We start from the raw sequence: 24088 nt of genomic DNA, 5'->3' as shown, positions 1-24088 counted from the left end.
CCGCCTCGCCCGGGACGGTCGCGTCCAGAGCCGCCGAGCCCGGCGCGGCCCGGTCCAGGGCCGACGCGCCCGGTTCTGCTGCGCACGTGACGCCGGCTCGCTCGCCCGCCGCCCGGCCGCCCGGCCCGGCCGGTCTCGTCGTCGTGGGCCTCCTCGCTCTCGGCGTCGCCGTGGTGTCCTCCGGCGCCTACGCGCTCGCCGGCCTCGACGCGCTCGCCGAGGACGGCGCCGGGCTCGCCGCGGCCTACGCCGTGCTGCCGGCGTTCGTCCAGGGGGCGCTCTACGTCCACATCGTCTCCTCGTCGGTCGCCCTGCTCGTCGGCCCGCTGCAGTTCTCGCAGCGTCTGCGACGACGCTCCCTGCGCACGCACCGGCTGCTCGGGCGCGTGTACCTCGGCGGCGTCGCGGTGGGGGCGGTCAGCGCGGTGCTCATGCTGCCCACCAACAGCGCGGGCGTCGTCGGGTTCTTCGGGTTCGGCGCGCTCGCCGTGGTGTGGGCCGTGGCGGCCGTCCGCGCCTACCGGTCGATCCGCGTCGGCGACGTCGACTCCCACCGGGCGTGGATGATCCGCACCTACGCCCTGACCTTCGCCGCGGTGACGCTCCGCGCGTGGCTCGGCCTGCTCGTCGCCGTGCAGCTGCCGTTCGCCGGCGCCGAGCCCGACGTCGATGCCGTCTTCGCGGACGCGTACGCCGCCGTACCGTTCCTGTGCTGGCTGCCCAACCTCGTCGTCGCCGAGTGGCTGGTGCGCCGCCGCGGTCTGCCGTCCTACCGCCTGGTGCCGACCCCGACATGACCGCTGACCGCACGGTGGCGGACGCGAGCCCGACCACCGTCGTCGCCTCGCAGCGCGAACGGCCGGGCCGCGATGCGCCTACTCGACGGTCGCATCCGCGAGGTCGACCACGGCGTCGGCCAGGAAGGCGCCGAACCAGACGGGGTCGTTGTGCCCCGCACCCGGCACCTCGATCTCGCCCTGCAGGTTGCCCACCCGCGACGCCAGCTCGGCCGAGAGCCGGGACGGCACCACGTCGTCGGCGCTGCCGTGCAGCACGAGCACCGGGACCTCGCTCGCCGAGAGGTGCTCCGCGCTCGGGAACCGGTCGCGCAGGACCAGCCCGACGGGCAGGAACGGGAGCTGCGCCCGCGCCACGTCGACGAGCGACGGGAACGGTGACCGCAGCAGCACACCGGCGGGCGGGTCGGTGGTGACCAGCCTCGACGTGACGCCGGTCCCGATCGACTCCCCGACGTACAAGGTCCGGGCCGGCGCGAAGCCCTCGGCGCGGAGCGCCGCGGCCCCCGCACGGGCGTCGAGCGCGAGGCCCTCCTCGCTCGGCCGACCCGGGTTGCCGCCGTACCCCCGGTACTCCAGCAGGAGCACCGTGAACCCCCGGCTCGCGATCTCCTGCGCCACCTCCAGCCGACCGAGCCGGTTGCCGCCGTTGCCCGGCAGGTACAGGACGGCGACGTCCCGGTCCGCACCGCTCGCCGGGACGAGCCACGCCGTCAGCTCGAGCCCGTCCTCGGTCCGCAGAGTGAGGTCCCGCCCGCCCGGCAGGCGGTCCGCGACCGAGCCGACGTCGGTCCGGTCCGGGAAGTAGATGAGCGCTCTCTGCAGCACGGCCACCAGTGTGACCAGCACCAGGGCACAGGCGAGGACCACGGCGACGCCGCGCCCCAGCCGGCGCGCGAGGCCCCGCGGCGGCTCGGACGGGCCCGGCCGAGTCACGACGACCTCCTGGGGACACGACGCTCGACGGGCCGGCGACGCGCCCCGCGCTCCGGCTGCCCGCCCGGCGGGGACCTGAGCGGCTGCCTCTCCGCCCGGACCGCCCGACGTCGTCACGGTAGCGCCGCGGACGTCGGAGGGCTCATCGGGCTGCCGGAGCTCACGACCCCAACGCACCAGGGGCGGTGGTGGCGACTCATCTGTGGCACGCGATCGAGCGCAACTCGTCGCTCCGATCGCGTGCGACGCTCCCGCCCGGTCACCGTGCCGAACGCACTGGCCCGGCCTCGCCGTGGGTCGTCGTCGAGGACGTGCTCGAGCCCTGGCGATCGTCCGGCGGCGCTACTGGCTCACCTTCGGCCCGAGCAGCTCCCGGCGACCCGGAGACGACAAGCGTGCCGAGCGATTCTGCGTCTTCCCGAGCCCTCGGGCGCGTCTTCCCGCAGGATCGCGGGCCGCAGATCAGCTGATGAAGTGAGCCGGCCGCGCGGGAACAAGCCGTACGACGCCACAGTTGAGCCAACCAGACTCAACTTCACCGCGTCTGGTTTGCCTCGGATCCACGTCGGACGCAGACTTGAGCGCGGCGGACTCAAGACTCAGGGCCCGCGGGCCCGGACGACGGGCCGCACGGCCCCGGAAGGAAGGCATCACACATGGCACGAGCAGTCGGCATCGACCTCGGCACCACCAACTCGGTGGTCGCCACCCTCGAGGGCGGCGAGCCCACGGTCATCGCCAACGCCGAGGGGTCGCGCACGACGCCGTCGGTGGTCGCGTTCTCCAAGACCGGCGAGGTCCTCGTCGGCGAGGTCGCCAAGCGGCAGGCCGTCACCAACGTCGACCGCACGATCGCCTCGGTCAAGCGCCACATGGGCACGGACTGGACCACGACGGTCGACGACAAGAAGTACACGCCGCAGGAGATCAGCGCCCGCATCCTCGGCAAGCTCAAGCGCGACGCCGAGGCGTACCTGGGCGAGCCCGTGACGGACGCCGTCATCACGGTCCCCGCGTACTTCAACGACGCCGAGCGCCAGGCCACGAAGGACGCCGGCACGGTGGCGGGCCTCAACGTCCTGCGCATCATCAACGAGCCCACCGCCGCCGCCCTCGCGTACGGCCTGGAGCGCGGCAAGGAGGACGAGCTCATCCTCGTCTTCGACCTCGGCGGCGGCACGTTCGACGTGTCCCTCCTGGAGGTCGGCAAGGACGACGACGGCTTCTCCACCATCGAGGTCCGCGCGACCGCCGGCGACAACCGTCTCGGCGGTGACGACTGGGACGCGGCGATCGTCGCCCACCTCATCACCGAGGTGAAGAACACGACGGGCGTCGACCTGTCGAAGGACAAGATCGCGCTGCAGCGTCTGCGCGAGGCGGCCGAGCAGGCCAAGAAGGAGCTGTCGTCCGCGACGAGCACCAACGTCTCGCTGCAGTACCTCTCGATGAGCGAGAACGGCCCGATCCACCTCGACACCAAGCTGACGCGCGCGCAGTTCCAGCAGATGACGCAGTCGCTGCTCGACCGCGTGAAGGCGCCGTTCCACCAGGTCATCCGCGACGCGGGCATCTCGGTGAGCGACATCGACCACGTCGTGCTCGTCGGCGGCTCGACCCGCATGCCGGCCGTGGCCGACGTCGTGCGCGAGCTGACCGGCGGCAAGGAGCCCAACAAGGGCGTCAACCCGGACGAGGTCGTGGCCGTCGGCGCCGCCGTCCAGGCCGGCGTCATGAAGGGCGACCGCAAGGACGTCCTGCTCATCGACGTCACCCCGCTGTCGCTCGGCATCGAGACCAAGGGCGGCGTGATGACCAAGCTCATCGAGCGCAACACGGCCATCCCCACCAAGCGGTCGGAGATCTTCTCCACGGCCGAGGACAACCAGCCGTCCGTCCTCATCCAGGTGTTCCAGGGCGAGCGCGAGTTCGCGCGGGACAACAAGCCGCTGGGCACGTTCGAGCTGACCGGCATCGCGCCGGCCCCGCGCGGCGTCCCGCAGATCGAGGTCACGTTCGACATCGACGCGAACGGCATCGTGCACGTGTCCGCCAAGGACCGCGGCACGGGCAAGGAGCAGTCGATGACGATCACCGGCGGCTCGGCCCTCCCCAAGGAGGACATCGAGCGCATGGTGCGCGACGCCGAGGAGCACGCGGCCGAGGACAAGCGCCGTCGCGAGGAGGCCGAGACCCGCAACTCGGCCGAGCAGCTCGTCTACCAGACGGAGAAGCTGCTCACGGACAACGACGACAAGCTGTCCGACGACGTGAAGTCGGACGTCCGCAACGCCGTCGCCGAGCTCAAGACGGCTCTGGAGGGCACCGACGTCGAGGCCGTGAAGGCCAAGCACGCGGCGCTGCTCACCGCGAGCCAGAAGATCGGCGAGGCGCTGTACTCGCAGAACCAGGCGTCGCCGGCCGGTGACGCGCCCGCGGGTGACACCGCCGGGGCGACCGGCTCCACGTCCTCGGACGAGGACGTCGTCGACGCCGAGATCGTCGACGACGAGGACGACAAGAAGTGACGGACGAGAAGCAGACCCCGAGGGGGCGGACCAGCCGCAGGGCGGGTCCGCCCCCGTGAGGGGGAGACCCCGCGCGTGACCGACAAGCGCCGGATCGACCCCGAGACGCACCTGCTGCGCGACCAGACGCCCGAGGAGGCCGTGCTGGCCGAGGCCGCCGAGGCGGTCGCGGGCGTGGCCGACGAGGCCGCGTCGGCGGAGTCGGAGGCGGAGCGGCTCGCGGCCGAGCGGCTCGAGGAGCTGCAGCGCGCCCAGGCGGCGCACTACAACCTCGAGCAGCAGTACTCGGCGTACGTGAAGCGCTCCAAGGCGGAGGCCCTGGCCGCGCACCAGCGCGGTGCGGAGGCGGTCGCGGAGGCGCTCATCCCGGTGCTGGACGACATCGCGCTGGCCCGCCAGCACGGTGACCTCACCGGTCCGTTCGCGTCCATCGCCGAGAAGCTCGAGGCGACGCTGACGCGGTTCGGCGTGGAGCGCTACGGCGAGGCGGGCGAGCCGTTCGACCCGGCCGTGCACGAGGCGCTCATGCACGGGCAGTCGGCCGACGTCACGGAGCCGACCGTCCAGCAGGTGCTCCAGCCGGGCTACCGCACGCCCGACCGGGTGCTGCGGGCCGCGCGTGTCGCGGTCGTCGACCCGGAGGGCTGACCATCATCACCACCATGACCGAGCGAAGCGGGAGGGAGGCGCCGTGACCGGCCAGGACTGGCTCGAGAAGGACTTCTACGCCGTGCTCGGCGTCCCCAAGGACGCCGACGCCGCCGCGATCAAGAAGGCGTACCGCAAGCTGGCGCGCCAGCTGCACCCGGACCAGAACCCCGGGGACGCCGCGGCGGAGGCCCGCTTCAAGGACATCGGTGAGGCGTACGCGGTGCTCTCGGATCCCGAGCAGCGCCAGCAGTACGACCAGCTGCGCGCCATGGCCGGCGGCGCCCGCTTCCGCGCGGGCGCCGGCGGCCCTGGCGGCCCTGGCGGCGCCGCCGGCTTCGAGGACCTCTTCGGCGGCATGTTCGGCGGCGGTGCGAACGGCCCCGCGGGGCGCGTCCGGTACTCGACGGGCGGTGCCGGCGGCGGGGGCTTCGAGGACATCCTCGGCGGGCTGTTCGGCGGCGGTGCGGGCGGCTTCGGCGCCCGCGGGCCGCAGCCGGGCGTGGAGCTCACCGCGACGACGACCCTGCCGTTCCGCACGGCCGCCGAGGGCTCGACGATCTCGCTCGACGTCGAGGGGCGCGTCGTCAACGCGCGCATCCCCGCCGGCGTGCGGGACGGGCAGAAGATCCGCCTGCGCGGCAAGGGCCGTCCCGGCGACCCCGGCGCACCCGCGGGCGACCTCGTCATCACGGTGCACGTCGAGCCGCACCCGGTCTTCTCGCTCGAGGGCGACAACCTGCGCGTCACGGTGCCGGTCGCGTTCGACGAGGCCGCGCTGGGCGCGACGATCGACGTCCCGACGCTCGACGGCTCGTCGGTGCGCGTGAAGATCCCCGCGGGCACGCCCTCGGGCCGCACGCTGCGTGTCAAGGGCCGCGGCATCACCACGAGCCGGGGCACGGGCGACCTGCTCGTCACCGTGCAGGTGGTCGTGCCCCAGAAGCTGAGCCCCGCCGCCCGTGAGGCGGTGCAGGCGTTCGGCATCGCCACGTCCGGCGAGGACGTGCGCGCCGGCCTCATGGCGGAGGCGCGGCGCTGAGACGTGCCCCGGCGGCTGCCGGGGCACGACGGCGGGGGAGGAGGACCGACCGGTGGACGACGACGCGAAGATCTACGTCATCTCCGTCGCGGCGCAGCTGGCGGGGATGCACCCCCAGACGCTGCGGCAGTACGACCGGCTCGGCCTCGTCCAGCCCGCCCGCACCCGGGGCCGCGGCCGCCGCTACTCCAAGCGGGACATCGAGATGCTCCGCGAGGTGCAGCGCCTGTCCCAGGACGAGGGCGTGAACCTGGCCGGGATCAAGCGCATCCTCGAGCTCGAGGCCGAGGTGCGGCAGATGCGCCGGCAGGTGGAGTTCCTGCGCACGCTCGTCGACCCGGGGCGGCGCGTCTTCCGGGCCGACCCGACGGGCAACGTCGTCGCGGACCGCCTGCACCCCCTGGCGGAGCGCCCGGCGCCGACCCGGCCCCGCTGGGTGCCGCGCCAGCTCATGGCGGGGCCGTCGGCGCAGCGCCGCGACCCCTGACCCCGGCGCCGGACCGCGCCGGGCCCCGCGCGGGGGAGGTCTGCTGGGCCGATCGGGTGGACCGGGCCGGCTGCGGTGTCGCAATCGGACATACCGGACGACGATGGCCGGACCGCCGCGGGTCGCGGTCGCCCGCGGCGGTCCGTCCGCTCGGCCGCGCACCCGACGAAGGGCCCGCCCGTGTCCGACGCAGCCGCCGCGCCCGACGCACCCCCCGCGCCCGAGGCGCACCCCGCGCCCGGCGCGCGCACGGTGGCCGGCCCGCGTCCCGCGCTCGCCTCCCACGACATCGCCGCCGACCGCGAGCGGGTGCGCCGCCGGCGCGTGCTGCGCGTCTGCCTCGTCGTGCTGGCCCTCGAGGCGTACGTGATCTGGTCGGCCGTCACCGGGCGTCCGCTGCTCGTGGTCCCGGACGTCGACCCGCTGGTGGTCGTGCCGGTGCTGTTCTTCGCGGCCCTGCTCGTGCTGCTCGTCGGGACCCAGCTGGGCGCGGGCCGCTCGCCGCACGTCACGTACCGTCCGGAGCAGGTCGACGTGACGCTCGACGACGTCGTCGGCATCGACCCGATCGTCGACGACGTGCGCCGCTCGATCGACCTGTTCCAGACCCACCGCCGCTTCGCGGACCAGATGGGCGGGACCCCGCGCCGCGGCCTGCTGTTCGAGGGCCCGCCCGGGACGGGCAAGACGCTGACCGCCAAGGCGATGGCCGCCGAGGCCGGCGTGCCGTTCCTGTTCGTCTCGGCGACCAGCTTCCAGTCGATGTACTACGGCGCGACCGCCCGCAAGATCCGCACGTACTTCCGCGCGCTGCGCGCCGCGGCCCGCAAGGAGGGCGGCGCGATCGGGTTCATCGAGGAGATCGACGCGATCGCGCTGCGGCGCGGCGGGCTCCTCGCGGCGCAGGGGAGTGCGGCGTTCGTGTCCGTGCCGTCGACCGCCGCGCTGCTGACCGGTCACGGCACCGGCGTCGTGCGCGAGGCGATGGTCTCCGAGGGCACGGGCGGGGTCGTCAACGAGCTGCTCGTGCAGATGCAGTCGTTCGACGAGCCGGTCGGGCTCGACCGCGTCGTCAACCGGTTCGTCGCGGCGGTAAACCTGCTGCTGCCGTCGCACCGCCAGCTCAAGCAGCGCAAGCCGGTCCGCGCGCCGATCCTGCTCATCGCGGCCACCAACCGGGCGGACCACCTCGACCCGGCGCTGCTGCGCCCCGGCCGCTTCGACCGCCGGCTCACGTTCAACCCGCCGGACGCCCACGGCCGTCGTGCCCTGGTCGACCACTTCCTGGCGCGCCGTGCGCACCACCACGAGCTCGACGAGCCGGCCGTGCGCGACCGCGTCGCCGCCGCGACGAACGGGTGGACGCCCGTCATGGTCGAGCACCTGCTCGACGAGGCGCTCGTCAACGCGCTGCGCCGCGGCGACTCGGCGATGCGGTACGTGGACGTGGAGCAGGCGCGCATCACCGAGCTCGTCGGCCTGGGGCACCCGGTGACGTACACGACCCAGGAGCGCACGCTCATCGCCACGCACGAGGCCGGGCACGCCGTCACCGCCTGGCTCGTCGCGCCGAACCGCACGCTCGAGGTGCTCACCATCGTCAAGCGCGGGCAGGCGCTCGGCCTGCTCGCGCACGGCGACTGCGAGGAGGTCTACACGCGCACGCAGTACGACCTGCGCGCGCTCGTGCAGATCGCGATGGGCGGCATGGTCGCCGAGGAGCTGTTCTTCGGGCAGACGACGACCGGCCCCGCGTCCGACCTGGCCGCGGCGACGCGCACGGCGGCGCAGATGGTCGGCGCGGCCGGCATGACGGGCTCGCTCGTGTCGTTCGCGGCGACCGGCAAGGACCTCGTGGAGCAGGTGATCGGCGACCCGCTGGCGCGCACCCAGCTCGAGGACGTCCTCGACAGCGCCCGCGCCACGGTCCGGCGCCTGCTCGCGTCGAACCGGGACCTGGTCGAGGCGCTGCGCGACGCGCTGCTGGAGCGGCACGAGCTGATCGGCGAGGAGATCACCGGCGTGCTGGAGAAGGCGGTGGCCGACCGTCCCGACGGCGTGCGGCCGACGTCGCCGGCGGAGCACCTGCGCATCGCCTGACCCGCCCGGACCGGGCCGCGGACCCCGCCTGCCCCGCCCGCCCCGCCGGCCCGCGCTCGGCCCGCCGACCCCGTCGTCGTGCAGCATCGGGGCGACGGACCGGTGCACGATCGCGGGCTCGCCGGGCGGGACCCCGGGTGACAGGCGTCCCGGCGGAGGGGGACGAACGTCCCGGGGGACCCCGCCCGACCGGGGAACGTGAGCGGATGCACCCCCCACGCGGGCCCTGGGACCCGGCGGCGCGTCCAGATCCTGAGACAATGGGAGGGCCGGCGACCCCGGCCCGCAGTGATCCCGTCGCACCTACAGGAGCGTCCGCCGTGTCCGTCCTCTCCGTCCGCCGACCGTCCTCCGCCCTGCCCCTGCGCACCCGCCTGCGCCACCTGCGCGAGACGGTGCGCTGGGCGCCCGCGCCGTACTTCGAGGGCGGGCCACGCCAGCGCCTGCGCTTCGTGGGGTACCTCGCGGGCAGCGTCCTGCTCTGGACCACCCTGACCCTCGTCGTGCTCGCCGCCCTCGGCCGCGCGCTCGCGACGATCGCCTGACCGGGCGCCCGCGCCGTCGCGGGTGTCCTCCGTTCGAGGGGGATCCGACGTGTCGCCGACGACACGCCGGGTCCCCCTCGGCGTGCGATCCGGACATGCCGGACGCATCGGCTGTGGACGGCGCTGGGGGCGTCCCCCGGTGGGTTGTGGACGGCTGTGGGTGGGCCGTCGGCGTGTCGGTGGGCGGCGGTACGAAGGTGCACGTCAGGGGCTCGCGAGGGTGTCCACAGGCGGTGCAGGACGCCGGTCACAGGGTGAAAACGACACGCGTGCAACACAAGCCCTAGTGGTGTCTTGCGATGTCGGACCCCAGGTGTAGTGTCGTGCTCGACGGTTCGCCCGACGCCCCCGAAGGCCCACGAACCCCTCGGCGGGACCGGTGGACGGCCCCTCGACGAGGGGGGACGAGGTCGGGGAGACGCCCCGGCGGACCCGTCGCAGGACATCAGCCACACGAGCATCGAGGGACATCGCGATGACGATCACGGTCTACAGCAAGCCGGCGTGCGTGCAGTGCACGGCGACCTACCGGGCCCTCGACAAGCTCGGGCACGAGTACACGGTCGTCGACATCTCCGAGGACGCCGACGCCCGTGACTACGTCATGTCGCTCGGCCACCTGCAGGCGCCCGTCGTGGTCGCCGGTGGCGAGCACTGGTCGGGCTACCGCCCCGACCGCATCAAGGCGCTCGCGGACCAGCTCGCCGGCCAGGTGGCCTGACCGCGACGCCCACCGGTCGGCGGTCGTACGAGGCGCGCCGACCCACGGACGCCCCGGGTCGGCGCAGGCCACGAGCCGCGTCGGCCCGGCGGGCACTCCTCGGTCCGGCGGCCTCGGCCGCCGGACCGCAGCACGTCCGCCGGAGGTGAGGGTCGCTCCGGCCTGCCCGGGACCGGCCGAGAGAGGGAGGGGAGCGTCGTCATGGCCTCGCTCGTCTACTTCTCGTCCGTCTCGGGCAACACCCACCGCTTCGTCGAGAAGCTGGGCGTGCCGGCGCAGCGGATCCCGCTGAAGCCGACCGACCCGTTCCTGCGCGTCACCGAGCCGTACGTGCTGATGCTCCCGACCTACGGCGGGGGCAACGGCGAGGGCGCGGTGCCGCGGCAGGTGGTCAGGTTCCTCAACGACGAGGGCAACCGTGCCCTGATCCGCGGCGTGATCGCGGCAGGCAACACGAACTTCGGTGCGGCGTACTGCATCGCGGGCGACATCGTGGCGGCCAAGTGCCACGTGCCCTACCTGTACGCGTTCGAACTCATGGGAACAGCCGAGGACGTCACGCGCGTCCGCGAAGGATTGGGACGATTTTGGCAGCGACAGTCGCAGATACCCGCGTAGAGCTGACGGGGCTGGACTACCACGCCCTCAACGCCATGCTCAACCTGTACGACGCGGACGGGAAGATCCAGTTCGACAAGGACCGTGAGGCGGCGCGGCAGTACTTCCTGCAGCACGTCAACCAGAACACGGTCTTCTTCCACGACCTGGACGAGAAGCTCGACTACCTGGTCGAGAACAAGTACTACGACCCCGCCGTGCTCGCGCAGTACGACCGCGAGTTCGTGAAGTCGCTGTTCCAGTACGCGTACTCGAAGAAGTTCCGCTTCCAGACCTTCCTCGGCGCGTTCAAGTACTACACCTCGTACACGCTGAAGACGTTCGACGGCAAGCGGTACCTGGAGCGCTTCGAGGACCGCGTGACGATGGTCGCCCTCGCCCTGGCGGAGGGGAACCAGGAGTTCGCCACCAACCTGGTCGACGAGATCGTCTCGGGCCGGTTCCAGCCGGCGACGCCGACGTTCCTCAACCTCGGCAAGGCGCAGCGCGGTGAGCCCGTGTCCTGCTTCCTGCTGCGCATCGAGGACAACATGGAGTCCATCGCGCGCGGCATCAACTCCGCCCTGCAGCTGTCCAAGCGCGGTGGCGGCGTCGCCCTGCTGCTGTCGAACATCCGCGAGCACGGCGCACCGATCAAGCACATCGAGAACCAGTCGTCCGGCGTCATCCCCGTGATGAAGCTGCTCGAGGACTCGTTCAGCTACGCCAACCAGCTCGGCGCCCGCCAGGGCGCCGGCGCGGTGTACCTGCACGCGCACCACCCGGACATCTACCGCTTCCTCGACACCAAGCGCGAGAACGCGGACGAGAAGGTCCGCATCAAGACGCTCTCCCTCGGCGTCGTCATCCCGGACATCACGTTCGAGCTGGCGAAGAAGAACGAGCCGATGTACCTCTTCTCGCCGTACGACGTCGAGCGCGTCTACGGGGTGCCGTTCGCGGACGTGAACGTCACCGAGAAGTACTACGAGATGGTCGACGACCAGCGCATCCGCAAGACCAAGATCAACGCGCGCGAGTTCTTCCAGACCCTCGCCGAGATCCAGTTCGAGTCGGGCTACCCGTACATCATGTTCGAGGACACGGTGAACCGGGCGAACCCGATCAAGGGCAAGATCACGCACTCGAACCTGTGCTCGGAGATCCTGCAGGTCTCCACGCCGTCGACCTTCAACGAGGACCTGTCCTACGCCGAGGTCGGCCGCGACATCTCCTGCAACCTCGGCTCGATGAACATCGCGCTCTCGATGGACTCGCCCGACCTCGGCAAGACGGTCGAGACCGCGATCCGCGCGCTCACCGCGGTGTCGGACCAGACGGACATCGAGTCGGTCCCGTCGGTGAAGCGGGCGAACCGCGGCGGTCACGCCATCGGCCTGGGGCAGATGAACCTGCACGGCTACCTCGCCCGCGAGCGGATCCACTACGGGTCCGACGAGGGCCTGGACTTCACGAACATCTACTTCTACACGGTCGCCTACCACGCGATCCGTGCCTCGAACCTGCTCGCGCGCGAGCGGCAGGCGAAGTTCTTCGGGTTCGAGGAGTCGAAGTACGCGACCGGCGAGTACTTCCAGAAGTACATCGAGAAGGAGTGGAAGCCCCGGACGGCCCGTGTCGCGGAGCTGTTCGAGACCGCGGGCGTGCACATCCCCACGCAGGACGACTGGCGCGAGCTGGCCGAGCTCGTCAAGGAGCACGGCCTGTACAACCAGAACCTGCAGGCGGTCCCGCCGACCGGCTCGATCTCGTACATCAACCACTCGACGAGCTCGATCCACCCGATCGCGTCGAAGATCGAGATCCGCAAGGAGGGCAAGATCGGCCGCGTGTACTACCCGGCGCCGTTCATGACGAACGACAACCTGGAGTACTACGCCGACGCCTACGAGATCGGCTACGAGAAGATCATCGACACGTACGCCGAGGCCACGCAGCACGTGGACCAGGGCCTGTCGCTGACGCTCTTCTTCAAGGACACCGCCACCACGCGCGACCTCAACAAGGCGCAGATCTACGCGTGGAAGAAGGGCATCAAGACCATCTACTACATCCGCCTTCGCCAGCTCGCGCTCGAGGGCACCGAGGTCGAGGGCTGCGTCAGCTGCATGCTGTGACGCCCGGCGACCCACGAGCGACGACGACGAAGGACCGAGGAACGACGACATGATGAGCCCCACGGGCAAGCTCAAGCTGGTCGACCGCGTGTCGGCGATCAACTGGAACCGCCTCCAGGACGAGAAGGACCTCGAGGTCTGGGACCGCCTGGTCGGCAACTTCTGGCTGCCGGAGAAGGTGCCGGTCTCCAACGACATCCAGTCCTGGGCGACCCTCACCGAGGCCGAGAAGACGATGACGAGCCGCGTCTTCACGGGCCTGACCCTCCTGGACACGATCCAGGGCACGGTCGGCGCGGTCAGCCTCATCCCCGACGCGCTGACCCCGCACGAGGAGGCCGTCTACACGAACATCGCGTTCATGGAGTCGGTGCACGCCAAGTCGTACTCCTCGATCTTCTCCACGCTGATCTCCACCAAGGAGATCGACGAGGCGTTCCGCTGGTCGGAGGAGAACGTCAACCTGCAGCGCAAGGCCGAGATCGTCCTCGAGTACTACCGGGGCGACGAGCCACTCAAGCGCAAGGTCGCCTCGACCATGCTCGAGTCGTTCCTGTTCTACTCCGGCTTCTACGCGCCGATGTACTGGGCGTCGCGGGCGAAGCTGACGAACACGGCCGACCTGATCCGCCTGATCATCCGCGACGAGGCCGTGCACGGCTACTACATCGGCTACAAGTTCCAGCGCGGCCTGGAGCTCGTCTCGCCGGCGGAGCGCGCGGAGATCAAAGACTACACCTTCAACCTCCTCTTCGAGCTGTACGACAACGAGGTGGAGTACACCCAGGACCTCTACGACGAGCTCGGCCTCACCGAGGACGTCAAGAAGTTCCTGCGCTACAACGCCAACAAGGCGCTCATGAACCTCGGCTACGAGGCCCTGTTCCCGCGCGACGAGACGGACGTCAACCCGGCGATCCTGTCCGCGCTGAGCCCGAACGCCGACGAGAACCACGACTTCTTCTCGGGGTCCGGCTCGTCGTACGTCATCGGCAAGGCCGTCAACACCGAGGACGAGGACTGGGACTTCTGATCCCGGCCTGAACGCCGCCGCGGCCCCCGTGACCCACCTGGGCACGGGGGCCGCGGCGTGCCCGGCCCGCGCGTCGGCGCTCCGGCGGGAAACCCCTGGTCGCGGCCGCGTCCGGACGCGATGCTGACGGCGTGCTGACGTCACCCGCACCTCCGCCTCCCGCCGGCCGACGGTCCCGACGCGTCCGTGGGCGGGTGCCCGCGTGAGCGCGCCGCACGACGTCCGCGTCCCCGCCGCGGACGGCACGGAGCTCGTCGCCCACGTCACGGGAGCGGGCGAGCCGCTCGTGTGCGTCCCGGGCGGTCCGATGCAGGCCTCGGCCTACCTGGGCGACCTCGGCGGCCTCGCGGCACGACGTCCGCTGCTCCTGCTCGACCTGCGCGGCACCGGCGGGTCGCCTGCGCCTGCCGACCCCGCGGCCTACCGCTGCGACCGGCAGGTCGACGACCTCGAGGCGCTGCGCCGGCACCTGCGCGTCGACCGCCTCGACCTGCTCGCGCACTCGGCCGGTGCGGCCGTCGCCGTCCTCTACGCGGCACGGCACCCCGAGCGGGTCCGCTCGCTCGTCCTGGTGACCCCGAGCCCGCGCGTGGTGGGGATCGAGGTCGCCGACGCGGACCGGCGCGCGGTCGCCGAGCGGCGCCGCGGCGCACCGTGGTTCCCGGCGGCGTGGGCGGGCTTCGAGCGCATCTGGTCCGGTGCCGCGACGGCGGAGGACGTCGCGGCGATCACCCCGTTCCTGCACGGCCGGTGGGACGACGAGCGTCGCGCACTGCTGCCGGTGCTCGACGCGGGGCGCGACGGCGCGGCCGCCGCGGCCTACTACCCGGACGACCTCGACCCGCAGGGCACCCGCACCGCCCTCGCGGCCCTGCACGCGCCCGTGCTCGTCGTCGCCGGCGAGCTCGACGTCGCCCTGCCGCCGGACCGTGCCGCCGACTACGCCGCGCTGGTGCCGCAGGCCTCGCTCGCGGTGCAGCCGGGCGCGGGCCACTACCCCTGGCTCGACGACCCGGCCGCCTTCGTCGCGGCGGTGGGCGGGTTCCTCGACGCGCACGGCTCGCCCGCCGGTCCTCGCTGACGCCGGGCCCCACGTCCCTCCAGGGACGACCGTCGCCACCCCGCCGTGCACCGGCACCGTCTTGCGGGCACCGCGGACCTCGGTTCGACTGGGGCGATGCACGTCGACCGCCCGGCCGTGCGCCGCCTCCTGCGCCACCCGCGCCTCGACATGGCCGTCAAGGCGGCGATCGCCGCGACCGTCGCGTGGCTGCTCGCGCTGCAGGTGCCGGGTGCGCGGGAGTACGCCTTCTACGCGCCGTTCGGGGCCGTCGCGACGACGTACTCGGCGGTCGTCCAGTCGGTCTCGGCGACGCTGCGCACGGTCGCCGCGATCCTGCTCGGCGCGGCGCTCGGGGTGCTGGCCGACGCCCTGCTCGGACCCGGCGTCGCCGCCATCGCCCTGGTCGTGGGCCTCGGCATGCTGGTCGCCGGTCTGCCGTGGCTCGGCGACAGCCGCTCCTACGTGCCGGTGGCGGGCATGTTCGTCCTGCTCGTCGGGCACGGGCAGGAGCTCGGGTACGCGGCCTCCTACGCGGGACTGTTCCTGCTCGGCGCGGCGTGCACCGTCGTGGTCAGCGCGATCCGGCCCGCGCTGCCGCTGGAGCGCACGGACCGCGCGCTCGACGCCCTGCGCGACGCGTCGGTGCAGCACCTGCGGCTGCTCGCGGCGGTGATCGACCCCGACGCCGAGGGTGACGTCGAGGCGCCCCCGCGCGAGCGGTTGAGCGAGCCGCTCGCGCGCGCCCGCACGGAGGTGGACGAGCTGCGCCAGGCGGCGCGCGCCAACCCGCGCGCACGCCGCCACACCGCCGACGTCACCCGCCGGACCGACGACTTCGGTGCCCTGCAGCGCGCCGTGCTGCTCGTCGACGACATCCAGGCCATGGGCGCGGACGAGCCCTGGGGCACGAGCGTGCGGCGGCTGCCCGAGGAGCTGCGCCGCCCCATGGCGGAGGCGCTGCGCGAGCTCGCCGCGACGACCGCGGAGGCCGGGACCGGCGACACGGAGCCGGGCCGCCGCCGGGCCGCCGACCGTGCGGTCGCCGCCCTGGCCACGGCCCTGCGCCGGTACCGCGCCGACGGCGGGTCGGAGGCGGTCGCGCTCGTCGTCTCGACCGTCGTCACGACGCTGCGACGGTCGCTGTCGGCGCTCACGCCCGCGGACCGCTTCCGGCTGTCGACGAGCCCCGCCGCGGCACCCGAGGACGAGGACGAGCCGGCGAGCGGATGAGGGGCGCCGCAGGCCGCCGCGCGCGGCAGCGCACCGCGCCCACCTGCGCCGACGTCACTGGGAGGAAGGCTAGCCTCACCTGAAATGCGCCCCTGACCTGCGGTTTAGCCCTCCTTCCGTGGTGGCGTGACGCGCGTCACGGGTCTACCGTCGAGGAGGACGACGTGCCACGGCACGACCGCGATCCGACTCGGAGGTCAGCATGAGCACCCTCGCAGAGCTTCCTCCCGTCGCCGAGTGCTCGGTCGACGGCTGTTCGTACAACGAGCACCACTCCTGCCACGCGGCCGCCATCACGGTCGGCGGCACGGGCGACGCGCAGTGCGCCACGTTCATCCCGCTGAGCGCCAAGGGCGGCCTCGACAAGGTCGTCAGCCACGTCGGAGCCTGCCAGCGGCAGGACTGCCTGCACAACGACCACCTGGAGTGCCACGCGGAGTCGATCCGCGTGGGCGCCGGGCACGACCTGGCCGACTGCCTCACGTTCGCCCCGCGCTGACCGGCGCCCGCTGCGGCGTCACCCCGTCCGGGCCGCGGCCCGGCCCGGACGCGCGACGGCCGCCTCCCGACTCGCCGGGAGGCGGCCGTCGCGCGTGCGGAGCCGGCGCGGCGTCCGGGTAGCGGGCGTCCGCCTCGTCCTCGGGACCGCGCCGCGCGGCCCCGGCCCCGGTCGACGTGCAGCGCCGCACGCGTCCGGGGCGGGGGTCAGGGGTGCGTGGTGAGCTCGACGAGCGTGCGCACCAGCGCGGCGGCGTCGTGCACGAGCTCACGCTCGCCGGGCACGAGCTGCGGGTCGGCCGCACGCAGCGCCGCGGCCTCGTCCAGGGCGGGCAGCGGGTTCGTGCCGCTCGCGTGCAGGAACGAGGCGAGCAGGGCCCGCGCCGCCTGCGAGTAGTCGCCGCCCGCGTCGACGACGACCTCCGCGACGACCAGGGACGTCACGGCGACGTCCAGCTCGGGCGTGCCGAGGCGGGCGTGCGACCAGTCGACGACGTGCGGGCCGCGCTCGCTGAGCACGACCGTGCCGGGGTGCAGGTCCAGGTGGACGACCACCGGGCCCGACGGCGCTCCCGCGGGGAGGCCGGCGGCGTGCCAGCCGAGGGGCGGGGGGACCGCGTGGAGGCGGCGGTGCAGGTCCGCCAGCAGGTCGCCGGCGTCGTGCAGGGACATCTCGCCGGCGCCGAGCGCCTGGAGCATCGTCGGCCCGTGCAACCAGTCCATGACCAGACCCGGACCGGCGTCACCGTGCACGCGCGGTGCGGGGAACCCGTGCGCGGCCAGGTGGTCCAGCAGCGCCCGCTCCGGTCCGACGTCCCGCCCGTCGCGGTAGCGGCGCAGCACCCGGTCGTCGTCGAGCGCGTACAGGTCCGCCGAGCTGCCGGAGGTCAGGAGCCGTCCCGGGACGTCGGCGGCGTCAGCCGAGTCGGCAGTGCGCGCCGGGTCCGTCGGGGCGACGTCGGCCGGGGACATGCGTCGACGGTAACCCGCCGGTCCCGTCGTGTCTCCCGGGGGTCGGCATCTGGTCACGAGGAGGTCAGGGGACGACCCGCGGCGCGCCAACCTGCGGCGCGACCGGACACGGTGCGAGCGGACACGGTGCGACGGGGCGCTCAGCCCGGCAGGTCGCCCGCGGAGGGGTCGCCGAGCGTCGGCGGGACCGCCGGACGCGGCACGCCCGTCCAGGGCTCCGGCCGGGCGAGGGACGCCAGGCGGTGCAGCGCGCCCGCGTGCGTGCCGGGCAGCGCCTCGTGCCAGACCCGCACGGGCTGGCGGGTCGCGCCCCGCACGTCGTGGTCGGCGCACCGCTCGGCGACCTGCCGACGCAGCGCGTCGATCTGCCCGTCGAGGTCGTCCTGCGTGCGCGTGAGGACGACGAACACCCCGCCGCCGAGGGTCGCCATCGGGTGCCCCGTCCCGAACACCGAGCGCAGCGCGGCGCCGACGGCCGCCGACCGTGCCGCCCGCAGGAACCCGGAGGCGTGCCCCGCCGCGACGTCGACCACCGCGAGCCCGTGCAGGGCCGCCGGGTGCACGTCCTGCTCGTCGGCCTGCAGGTAGGTCTCCGCGAGCCGCACGCCCAGGTACTGCTGCGTCGGCAGCCCCGTCTCGGCGTCCACGCACGACCCCGTGACGACCAGCTCGGCCTGTGCGTCGGCCCAGCCCTCGTTCAGCGCGCGGACCGCGTCCATGGGCGGGGTGTCGCGCCCGGTGGTGCGGTACAGGCAGACGAGGTCGTCGATCGCCTCGCCGATCCCGACGCCGTGCTCGCCGCGGGCGCGCCCCAGCTCCCAGGCGGCCGCCGCCGGGTCCTCGTCCTCGAGCACCGCACCGGCGAGCGCGTCGACCGCCGGGTGGTACCAGTCGGACGGCCGTCGCCACACGGAGCCGACGCTGCGACGGCGCCAGCGCTCGCGCAGGGCCTCGCCCGGGGCGTGACCGTCCTTGCCGATGTGGGTCGTCACGCCGGATGAGAGGGCGCTGCCGGCACTCCATGACGCGGCTTCGCCCCACCCGCGCGCTTTTCACCCGTGCGGGTGGACGGGAGGCGTCCGCGCAGGTCGTCCCTGCCACCCCCGTGCGGGCCCGGTCGCCCCACCTCGTACCGTCCGCTCGCCACCCGTTCGCCGGGTTCTTCCGTTCGGTCGCATATGGCACCCTTGCGCTCGGGACCGACGGCGACAGGGGTCCGGACGTGGTGCGTGACGGGGGCGCGGACGGCGGCATCGAGGATGACGCCGCGCTGCTGCGTGCGACGCGGGGCGGGGACGGCGACGCGTTCGGCCGGCTGTACGAGCGGCACGCGGGTGCCGCGCTCGTCGTCGCGCGCCAGTACTGCGACTCGACGGCCGACGCCGAGGACGTCGTCGCCGACGCGTTCGCCGCCGTGCACCGCGCGATCCGGGGCGGGGCCGGGCCCGAGGTCGCGTTCCGCGCCTACCTGTTCACGGCGGTGCGCCGGACGGCCGCGGTGCACCGGACCGCCGGCCGGCGCGTCGAGCCGACCGACGACGTCGCCACCCTGGAGACCGCGGCGCGGCCCGTCGAGGCCGCGGAGGCGCCCGCGCTCGCCGGCTTCGAGCGCAGCGTCGTCGCCCGCGCGTTCCGCTCGCTGCCGGAGCGCTGGCAGGCCGTCCTGTGGCACGCGGAGGTCGAGGGCCTCACGCCCGCCGAGATCGCCCCCGTGCTGGGGCTCAGCGCCAACAGCGCCGCGGCCCTCGCCTACCGGGCCCGCGAGGGGCTGCGTCAGGCGTACCTGCAGCAGCACCTGCACGACCCGCTCGAGGAGGGGTGCCGCGGAGTCGCCGGCAAGCTCGGGTCGTACGTGCGCGGCGGGCTCGGCACGCGTGACACCGGGCACGTCGAGCGGCACCTGGAGGACTGCGGCGACTGCCGCGCGCTCGTCCTCGAGCTGGGCGACGTCAACCACGGCATGCGGGCCGTCGTGGCGCCGCTCGTGCTCGGGCTGCTCGGGCTCGGTGCGCTGCGGCACCCGCTGCCCCTGGGCGGCGGGCTCGGTGCGGGCACCGCCGCGCTCGCGGCCGCGCCGTCGGCCGGCGCCGTCGGCGGCGGTGCCGCGGGTACCGCCGGGGGTGCCGGGAGCGCGGCGGCCGGGAGTGGTGCGGCCGGGAGTGGTGCGGCCGGGGGCGGTGCCGCCGGGAGCGGGGCCGCCGCGGGTGCGGCGAGCGGGGGCACGGCGGCGGGGGCCGGCGGTGCCGCGGGCGGTGCCGCCGGTGGTGCGGCCGGCGCCGCAGGGGGTGCGGCGGGTGCCGCGGCGGGCGGGTCGGCCGTCGCGGGGACCGCCGCCGGCGGCCTCGTCGGCGCCGTCGCCGGCGTCGCGAGCGCCCCGGCCGGGATCGCGGCCGTCGGGGGAGCCGCGGGCGCGGCCGCCGGTGCCGCGGCCACCGGCGGCGTCGTCGCCCTGGGCGGGGTCACGGCCACCGCGGCAGCCGCGACGGTCGGCGCGGTGGCGGTCGTCGCCGCCGTGGTCGTCGGTGCGACGCAGCTGCTCGGGCCCGGGGCGGGCACCGCCGGTGCGACCGCGTCGCCGACCGTCTCGGGCACCGCGCTGGTCGGCACCGTCGCCCCGTCGCCGGGCACGACCGACGGGGTGCTCCCCGAGCCGCTGCCCGTCCCGTCGGTGAGCCCGACGGACCTGCCGGAGCTCGCGCCAGAGCCCGAGCCCGAGCCCGAGCCGGGTCCCGGCCGGGCCGAGCCGGACGACGACACCCGGGTGCTCACCGCCCCCGGCCCCGACGTCCCCAGCCCCGACCCGTCGGCAGGTCCGCCGCCCGACCCGACACCGCCGCCCGACCCCGAGGTGCCGCCCGCGCCCGCCGTGGTCGTCCGGTACGACGCGCCCGTGCTCCTCGCCGGCGCCACCGGGCAGCAGATCGCGCTCAGCGTGCACAACGGCGGCGCGGCGCCCGCGGTCGACCTGCTGGCGGAGGTGGCGCTGCCCGCCGGCGTCCGGCTGGAGGAGGTCGGCGGCGTCCTCGCGTTCGGCGCCGGCTTCTCCCCGCTGGTCACCGACGGCTGGCTGTGCGTCACGACGGGTGCGCACAGCGCCGCGTGCACCCTGCCCGAGCTGGCGCCCGGCGCCACGGCCCGGCTGGTGCTGCACGTCGCGGTCGACGAGTCCGTGCCCGTCGGCGACCACGAGCTGGGCCTGCGCATCGCGGGCCGGTACCACGCGTGGGCGCCGCCGCCGGTGCCGGTGCGCGTCCACCCGTCGCCCGCGCGCCTCGTGCCCGCCGCCGAGCCCTCGCCGGTCCAGCTCGTCGCGGGTCGCGCGCGGACGCTGAGCCTCCCGCTCGTCAACGCCGGCGGCGCCCCGGTCACCGCCGAGGCGCCCGCCACCGTCGACCTCGACCTGCCGCCCGGCGTCACCGCCGAGGCCGCCGCGCCGTGGTCCTGCACCCGCGAGGACGGGCGGACCCGGTGCCGCCTGCCGGCGCTCGGCGGTCACGAGGCCACGACCCTGGTGCTGACGCTGACCGTCCCCGGTGGCACGCGCACGGGCGACGGCACGGTCACGGCCGTGCTCGGTCCGGCTCCCTCCGGTGCGGCGCCGCGCCTGGGCGTCCCGTACACGCTGGTGCGCCCCGCGGCCCCGGTCGTCACGGCACCCGCCCGGGTCGAGGTCGGCCTCGGTCCCGTCGCGCACCTCCCGGTCGACGTGACCAACCACGGCGACCTGGCGGCGAGCGGCACCGTGGTGCGCGTGACGCCGCCCAGCGGGGCCGTGGCCGTCGCGGGCGGCGCGTGCGTCCCCGAGGGCAGCGACGCCGTGTGCCGGCTGCCCGAGCCCGTCCTCGCGGGGGAGACCGTACGCGTGCTGGTCCCGCTCACGGGTGCGCCGGGTGCGGTCGGCGAGCTCGGGGCCGCGAGCGTCACCGTGCGCGCCGACGACGCCGACCCGTCGCCCGCCGTCCTCGTCGGCGTCCGCGGGACCGCGCCGGTCGTCACGCTCGACGAGGCGACGGCCGTCGCCGACGGCGACGGCGGAGGCGTCCTCGCGTTCGTCGTCGCGGTCGCCGGCCCCGCGCACGGCGGCGCGGCCGCGGACGCCGACGACGTCCTGGTCCGCGTGACGCTGCCCCGCGGTGTCACGCACGACCCCGGGTCGGTGCTGCCCGGCACGGCGGGGTGCACCGGGGGCGGCGGCACCGTCGAGTGCCGCCTGGGCCGGCTGGCCGCCGGGCAGCGCGTCCCGGTGCAGGTGAACGTGCACGTCGCGGGCGCGCTGAACCGCTCCGCGGAGGTCGTCGCCACCGCGGCCGGCGCCACCCCCGTCCGCGCGTCCGTGCGTCTGGTCGCGCCGTCCGCGGGCCTGACGCCCGTCTGGTCCGGCGTCGGCGACCTCGACGTCACCGAGGTGGGCGCACCGCTGCTCGTCTGCCGCTGGGGGCCCGCGCCCTGCCCCGCGGTCCACCACGCGCAGGACAACAACGGCCTCGACATGCAGCCGCTCGACGAAGCGCCGCCCCCGGGTGCGCGCGCCCGCGTCCCCGTGTCCTCCGAGACGCGCCTGGCGCTGCCGCAGGGGCGGCCCGTGGTGTGGGCGGGCCTGTACTGGTCCGGCGTGCGCGGCCCGCGCGACGGGTGGAGCGGCGACCTCGCGACGGCGCGCCTGCGCGCGCCGGACGGGACGTGGACCGACGTCCGGGCGGCGGCGGACGCCGTGCACGAGGTCCAGGACGACAGCGGCCGGCGCTACTACCAGTCCGCGGTCGACGTCACGGCCCTCGTGGCGCGCGGCGGGGCGGGGACGTGGGCGCTCGCGGACGCCGCGGTGAGCGACGGTCGCACCGACCGCGAGCCCACCTACTACGCGGGCTGGTCCCTCGTGGTGGTGCACGGCGTCGAGGGCGCGGGTCGCGGGTCGGTGACGGTGCACGAGGGCCCGTCGTGGGTCGGCCGCGACGTCGCCTCACCGGCGTTCGCGTTCGTCGCCGAGGCCGGCACGCGCGCGCGCATCGGCGTCGTGGGCTGGGAGGGCGACCGCGGCTCCGGCGACGACCGGCTGACGATGTCCGGCGTCGGGGCGCTCACGCCGGTCCGCTGGGACGGGTCGCAGGTGGTCGGCGGCGGCTCGCGCGCGAACGCGTTCGACTCGACGGCGACCGGCTGGCGCTGGCCCAACTCCCTCGGCGTGGACGCCAAGGGGTTCGCCGAGGTGGCGCTCACCTCCGACGTCGCGACGCTGACGCCCACGACGTCCGCCGACCAGTACCTCCTCGGCGTCGTGACGGTCCGCACGACCGCACCGGTGAGCCTCGCGCCGCCGCAGCGCTGAGCGGCCGACCCCGCCCGCGCGCGGGCGGGAAGGGTGCGCTGCCGGGCCGGTCGGGGTCCCCCGATCCCGTGCACCGGCCCGGCAGCGCGTGTCCTCAGCGGGCGTCCCCCGAGCCGCCGAGGACGTCGGTGGGCGGCGTGGGCGCCGGGGCACCCGGCTCGTCCCCCTCCGGGGGGTCGAGCAGCCGCAGGTGGGTGATCCGGTCACCGATGCGGCGCACGTCGCCGCTGGTGCCGGGCACGAGCGAGAGGGCCACCGACGCCTGCGCCGACGGCAGGAGGTCCTGCGCGAGCTCGCGCAGCATCTCGGCGGCCTCGGCGAGCTCCCCGGCGCCGGGCGCGGGCCGGTCGTCGGCGGGCAGGCTCACGTAGAGGACGAGGGCCGCGCGGGGCGGGTCGGGCGGTGCGGTGGGCGGTGCGGCGACGGCCGCCGCGGTGCGGCGGACGCGCGCGGTCGCGGGTGGCGTCATGGGTGGTCTCCGGGTGAGCGGACCGGCGTCCGGGGTGCGGGGCCGGCGGGGCGGGTGGTGGGGGCGGCGTCAGGGGCGACAGCGGCGCGGATACCACCCGGACGCGACGACGCACGTGCGCATGCCGGCGGCATGGACGGGTCGACGCGTGACGGGGCTCACCGGACGATCGTGACACGTCCGGGCGAAGGGGTCCACGGAATGACGACGGGGTCTCAGGTCATGGGACGACCGCCGCGGGCGGGACGAGCGGCCCGAGGGCCGCCGGTGTCAGACGATGCCGTAGAGGCGGTCGCCCGCGTCGCCCAGGCCCGGGACGATGTACGCGTGCTCGTCGAGCCGCTCGTCGACGGCGGCGACGACGACCTGCACGTCCGCCCGGTCCCCGACGAACTCCTCGACGACCTTCAGCCCCTCGGGGGCGGCGATGAGGCAGACGGCCGTCACGTCGCGGGCGCCGCGCTGGAGCAGGTAGTCGATCGACGCGACGAGGGTGCCGCCCGTCGCGAGCATCGGGTCGAGCAGGAAGCACTGCCGCCCGGTGAGGTCGTCCGGCAGGCGGTTGGCGTACGTGATGGCCTCGAGCGTCTCCTCGTCGCGCTGCAGGCCCAGGAAGCCGACCTCGGCGGTCGGCAGCAGCCGCGTCATGCCGTCGAGCATGCCGAGACCGGCGCGCAGGATCGGCACGACGATCGGGTTCGGGTCGGCGATCTTGACGCCCGTGGTCGTCGCGACCGGCGTGCGGATCTCGACCTCGTCCGTCCGCACGTCGCGCGTCGCCTCGTACGCGAGCAGGGTGACGAGCTCGTCGACGAGCTGCCGGAACGTCGGGCTCGGCGTCCGCTCGTCCCGCAGGACGGCGAGCTTGTGGGCGACGAGCGGGTGGTCGGCGACGTGCAGGCGCATGGGGGCCAGGGTAGTGCGAGGATGCGGCGCACCACCGGGACGACGGGCACGG

General features: G+C 74.6%; 20 protein-coding genes. 15 read left to right on the top strand and 5 right to left on the bottom strand.

The annotated features are described in order from the left end of the window. Positions 1–86: 86 nt before the first annotated feature. Positions 87–797: a DUF2306 domain-containing protein gene (locus GC089_RS16490; RefSeq protein WP_230684901.1), complete on the top strand. Its 711-nt coding sequence runs from the start codon at positions 87–89 to the stop codon at positions 795–797. Between the two features lie 78 nt (positions 798–875). Here GC089_RS16490 and GC089_RS16485 read toward each other — a convergent pair whose 3' ends face one another. After that, positions 876–1625: an alpha/beta hydrolase gene (locus GC089_RS16485; RefSeq protein WP_230684900.1), complete on the bottom strand. Its 750-nt coding sequence runs from the start codon at positions 1623–1625 to the stop codon at positions 876–878. A gap of 764 nt (positions 1626–2389) precedes the next feature. Here GC089_RS16485 and dnaK point away from each other — a divergent pair. The 13 genes from dnaK to GC089_RS16420 all read left to right on the top strand — a co-directional run bounded on the left by dnaK (position 2390) and on the right by GC089_RS16420 (position 16364). Further along, on the top strand, positions 2390–4261 hold the full coding sequence (gene dnaK, locus GC089_RS16480) for a molecular chaperone DnaK (RefSeq protein ID WP_155378543.1): 1872 nt from the start codon (positions 2390–2392) through the stop codon (positions 4259–4261). Between the two features lie 75 nt (positions 4262–4336). Continuing rightward, entirely contained in the window at positions 4337–4909 is a 573-nt protein-coding gene (locus tag GC089_RS16475) for a nucleotide exchange factor GrpE (protein WP_155378542.1), read from the top strand. 43 nt (positions 4910–4952) lie between these two features. Further along, positions 4953–5951 (top strand): DnaJ C-terminal domain-containing protein, encoded by a 999-nt coding sequence (locus tag GC089_RS16470; protein WP_155378541.1) that lies wholly within the window; start codon positions 4953–4955, stop codon positions 5949–5951. Positions 5952–6003: 52 nt separating this feature from the next. Then, entirely contained in the window at positions 6004–6438 is a 435-nt protein-coding gene (locus tag GC089_RS16465) for a heat shock protein transcriptional repressor HspR (protein ID WP_155378540.1), read from the top strand. Positions 6439–6618: 180 nt separating this feature from the next. Then, positions 6619–8538, top strand: coding sequence for an AAA family ATPase (locus tag GC089_RS16460; RefSeq protein ID WP_230684899.1), 1920 nt, complete (start codon positions 6619–6621; stop codon positions 8536–8538). A 320-nt stretch (positions 8539–8858) separates the two neighbouring features. After that, a complete protein-coding gene (locus GC089_RS16455) occupies positions 8859–9083 on the top strand; it encodes a chemotaxis protein CheW (RefSeq protein ID WP_155378539.1) in 225 nt (74 codons plus the stop codon). A gap of 475 nt (positions 9084–9558) precedes the next feature. Continuing rightward, positions 9559–9804 (top strand): glutaredoxin-like protein NrdH, encoded by a 246-nt coding sequence (gene nrdH / locus GC089_RS16450; protein WP_136517327.1) that lies wholly within the window; start codon positions 9559–9561, stop codon positions 9802–9804. A 201-nt stretch (positions 9805–10005) separates the two neighbouring features. Continuing rightward, a complete protein-coding gene (gene nrdI, locus GC089_RS16445; RefSeq protein WP_155378538.1) occupies positions 10006–10422 on the top strand; it encodes a class Ib ribonucleoside-diphosphate reductase assembly flavoprotein NrdI in 417 nt (138 codons plus the stop codon). Beyond that, entirely contained in the window at positions 10392–12539 is a 2148-nt protein-coding gene (gene nrdE / locus GC089_RS16440) for a class 1b ribonucleoside-diphosphate reductase subunit alpha (RefSeq protein ID WP_155378537.1), read from the top strand. The genes nrdI and nrdE overlap by 31 nt, the downstream gene beginning before the upstream one ends. Positions 12540–12591: 52 nt before the next feature. Beyond that, positions 12592–13572 carry a class 1b ribonucleoside-diphosphate reductase subunit beta gene (gene nrdF / locus GC089_RS16435; RefSeq protein ID WP_155379300.1) on the top strand — a complete coding sequence of 327 codons (981 nt, stop codon included), beginning with the start codon at positions 12592–12594 and terminating at the stop codon, positions 13570–13572. 202 nt (positions 13573–13774) lie between these two features. Further along, entirely contained in the window at positions 13775–14653 is an 879-nt protein-coding gene (locus GC089_RS16430; protein WP_230684898.1) for an alpha/beta fold hydrolase, read from the top strand. A gap of 96 nt (positions 14654–14749) precedes the next feature. Continuing rightward, the gene (locus tag GC089_RS16425) at positions 14750–15865 is read left to right on the top strand and encodes an aromatic acid exporter family protein (protein ID WP_155378536.1); all 1116 of its coding nucleotides are present in this window, start codon (positions 14750–14752) and stop codon (positions 15863–15865) included. Positions 15866–16067: 202 nt separating this feature from the next. Then, complete coding sequence (locus GC089_RS16420) at positions 16068–16364, top strand: DUF1540 domain-containing protein (RefSeq protein ID WP_155378535.1); 297 nt, start codon at positions 16068–16070, stop codon at positions 16362–16364. Between the two features lie 206 nt (positions 16365–16570). Here the strand turns inward: GC089_RS16420 and GC089_RS16415 are convergent, their stop codons facing one another. Beyond that, the gene (locus GC089_RS16415; RefSeq protein ID WP_155378534.1) at positions 16571–17335 is read right to left on the bottom strand and encodes a phosphotransferase family protein; all 765 of its coding nucleotides are present in this window, start codon (positions 17333–17335) and stop codon (positions 16571–16573) included. A gap of 140 nt (positions 17336–17475) precedes the next feature. Beyond that, on the bottom strand, positions 17476–18327 hold the full coding sequence (locus tag GC089_RS16410; protein WP_196250740.1) for a hypothetical protein: 852 nt from the start codon (positions 18325–18327) through the stop codon (positions 17476–17478). Positions 18328–18557: 230 nt separating this feature from the next. Between GC089_RS16410 and GC089_RS16405 the strand changes: the two genes are divergently transcribed. Beyond that, a complete protein-coding gene (locus GC089_RS16405; RefSeq protein ID WP_196250739.1) occupies positions 18558–22661 on the top strand; it encodes a sigma-70 family RNA polymerase sigma factor in 4104 nt (1367 codons plus the stop codon). A gap of 94 nt (positions 22662–22755) precedes the next feature. On the opposite strand, the gene GC089_RS16400 is transcribed toward GC089_RS16405, so the two are convergent. Continuing rightward, positions 22756–23130 (bottom strand): hypothetical protein, encoded by a 375-nt coding sequence (locus tag GC089_RS16400; protein WP_155378532.1) that lies wholly within the window; start codon positions 23128–23130, stop codon positions 22756–22758. Between the two features lie 270 nt (positions 23131–23400). After that, positions 23401–24036, bottom strand: a complete 636-nt coding sequence (gene upp / locus GC089_RS16395) for a uracil phosphoribosyltransferase (protein ID WP_155378531.1) — start codon at positions 24034–24036, stop codon at positions 23401–23403. Positions 24037–24088: the final 52 nt, after the last annotated feature.

Origin of the sequence: Cellulomonas sp. JZ18, assembly GCF_009720485.1 — a bacterium.
Taxonomy (GTDB): domain Bacteria; phylum Actinomycetota; class Actinomycetes; order Actinomycetales; family Cellulomonadaceae; genus Cellulomonas.
Note: the sequence above shows the minus strand (reverse complement) of the source record. Positions and strands in the feature narration are given on the sequence as shown.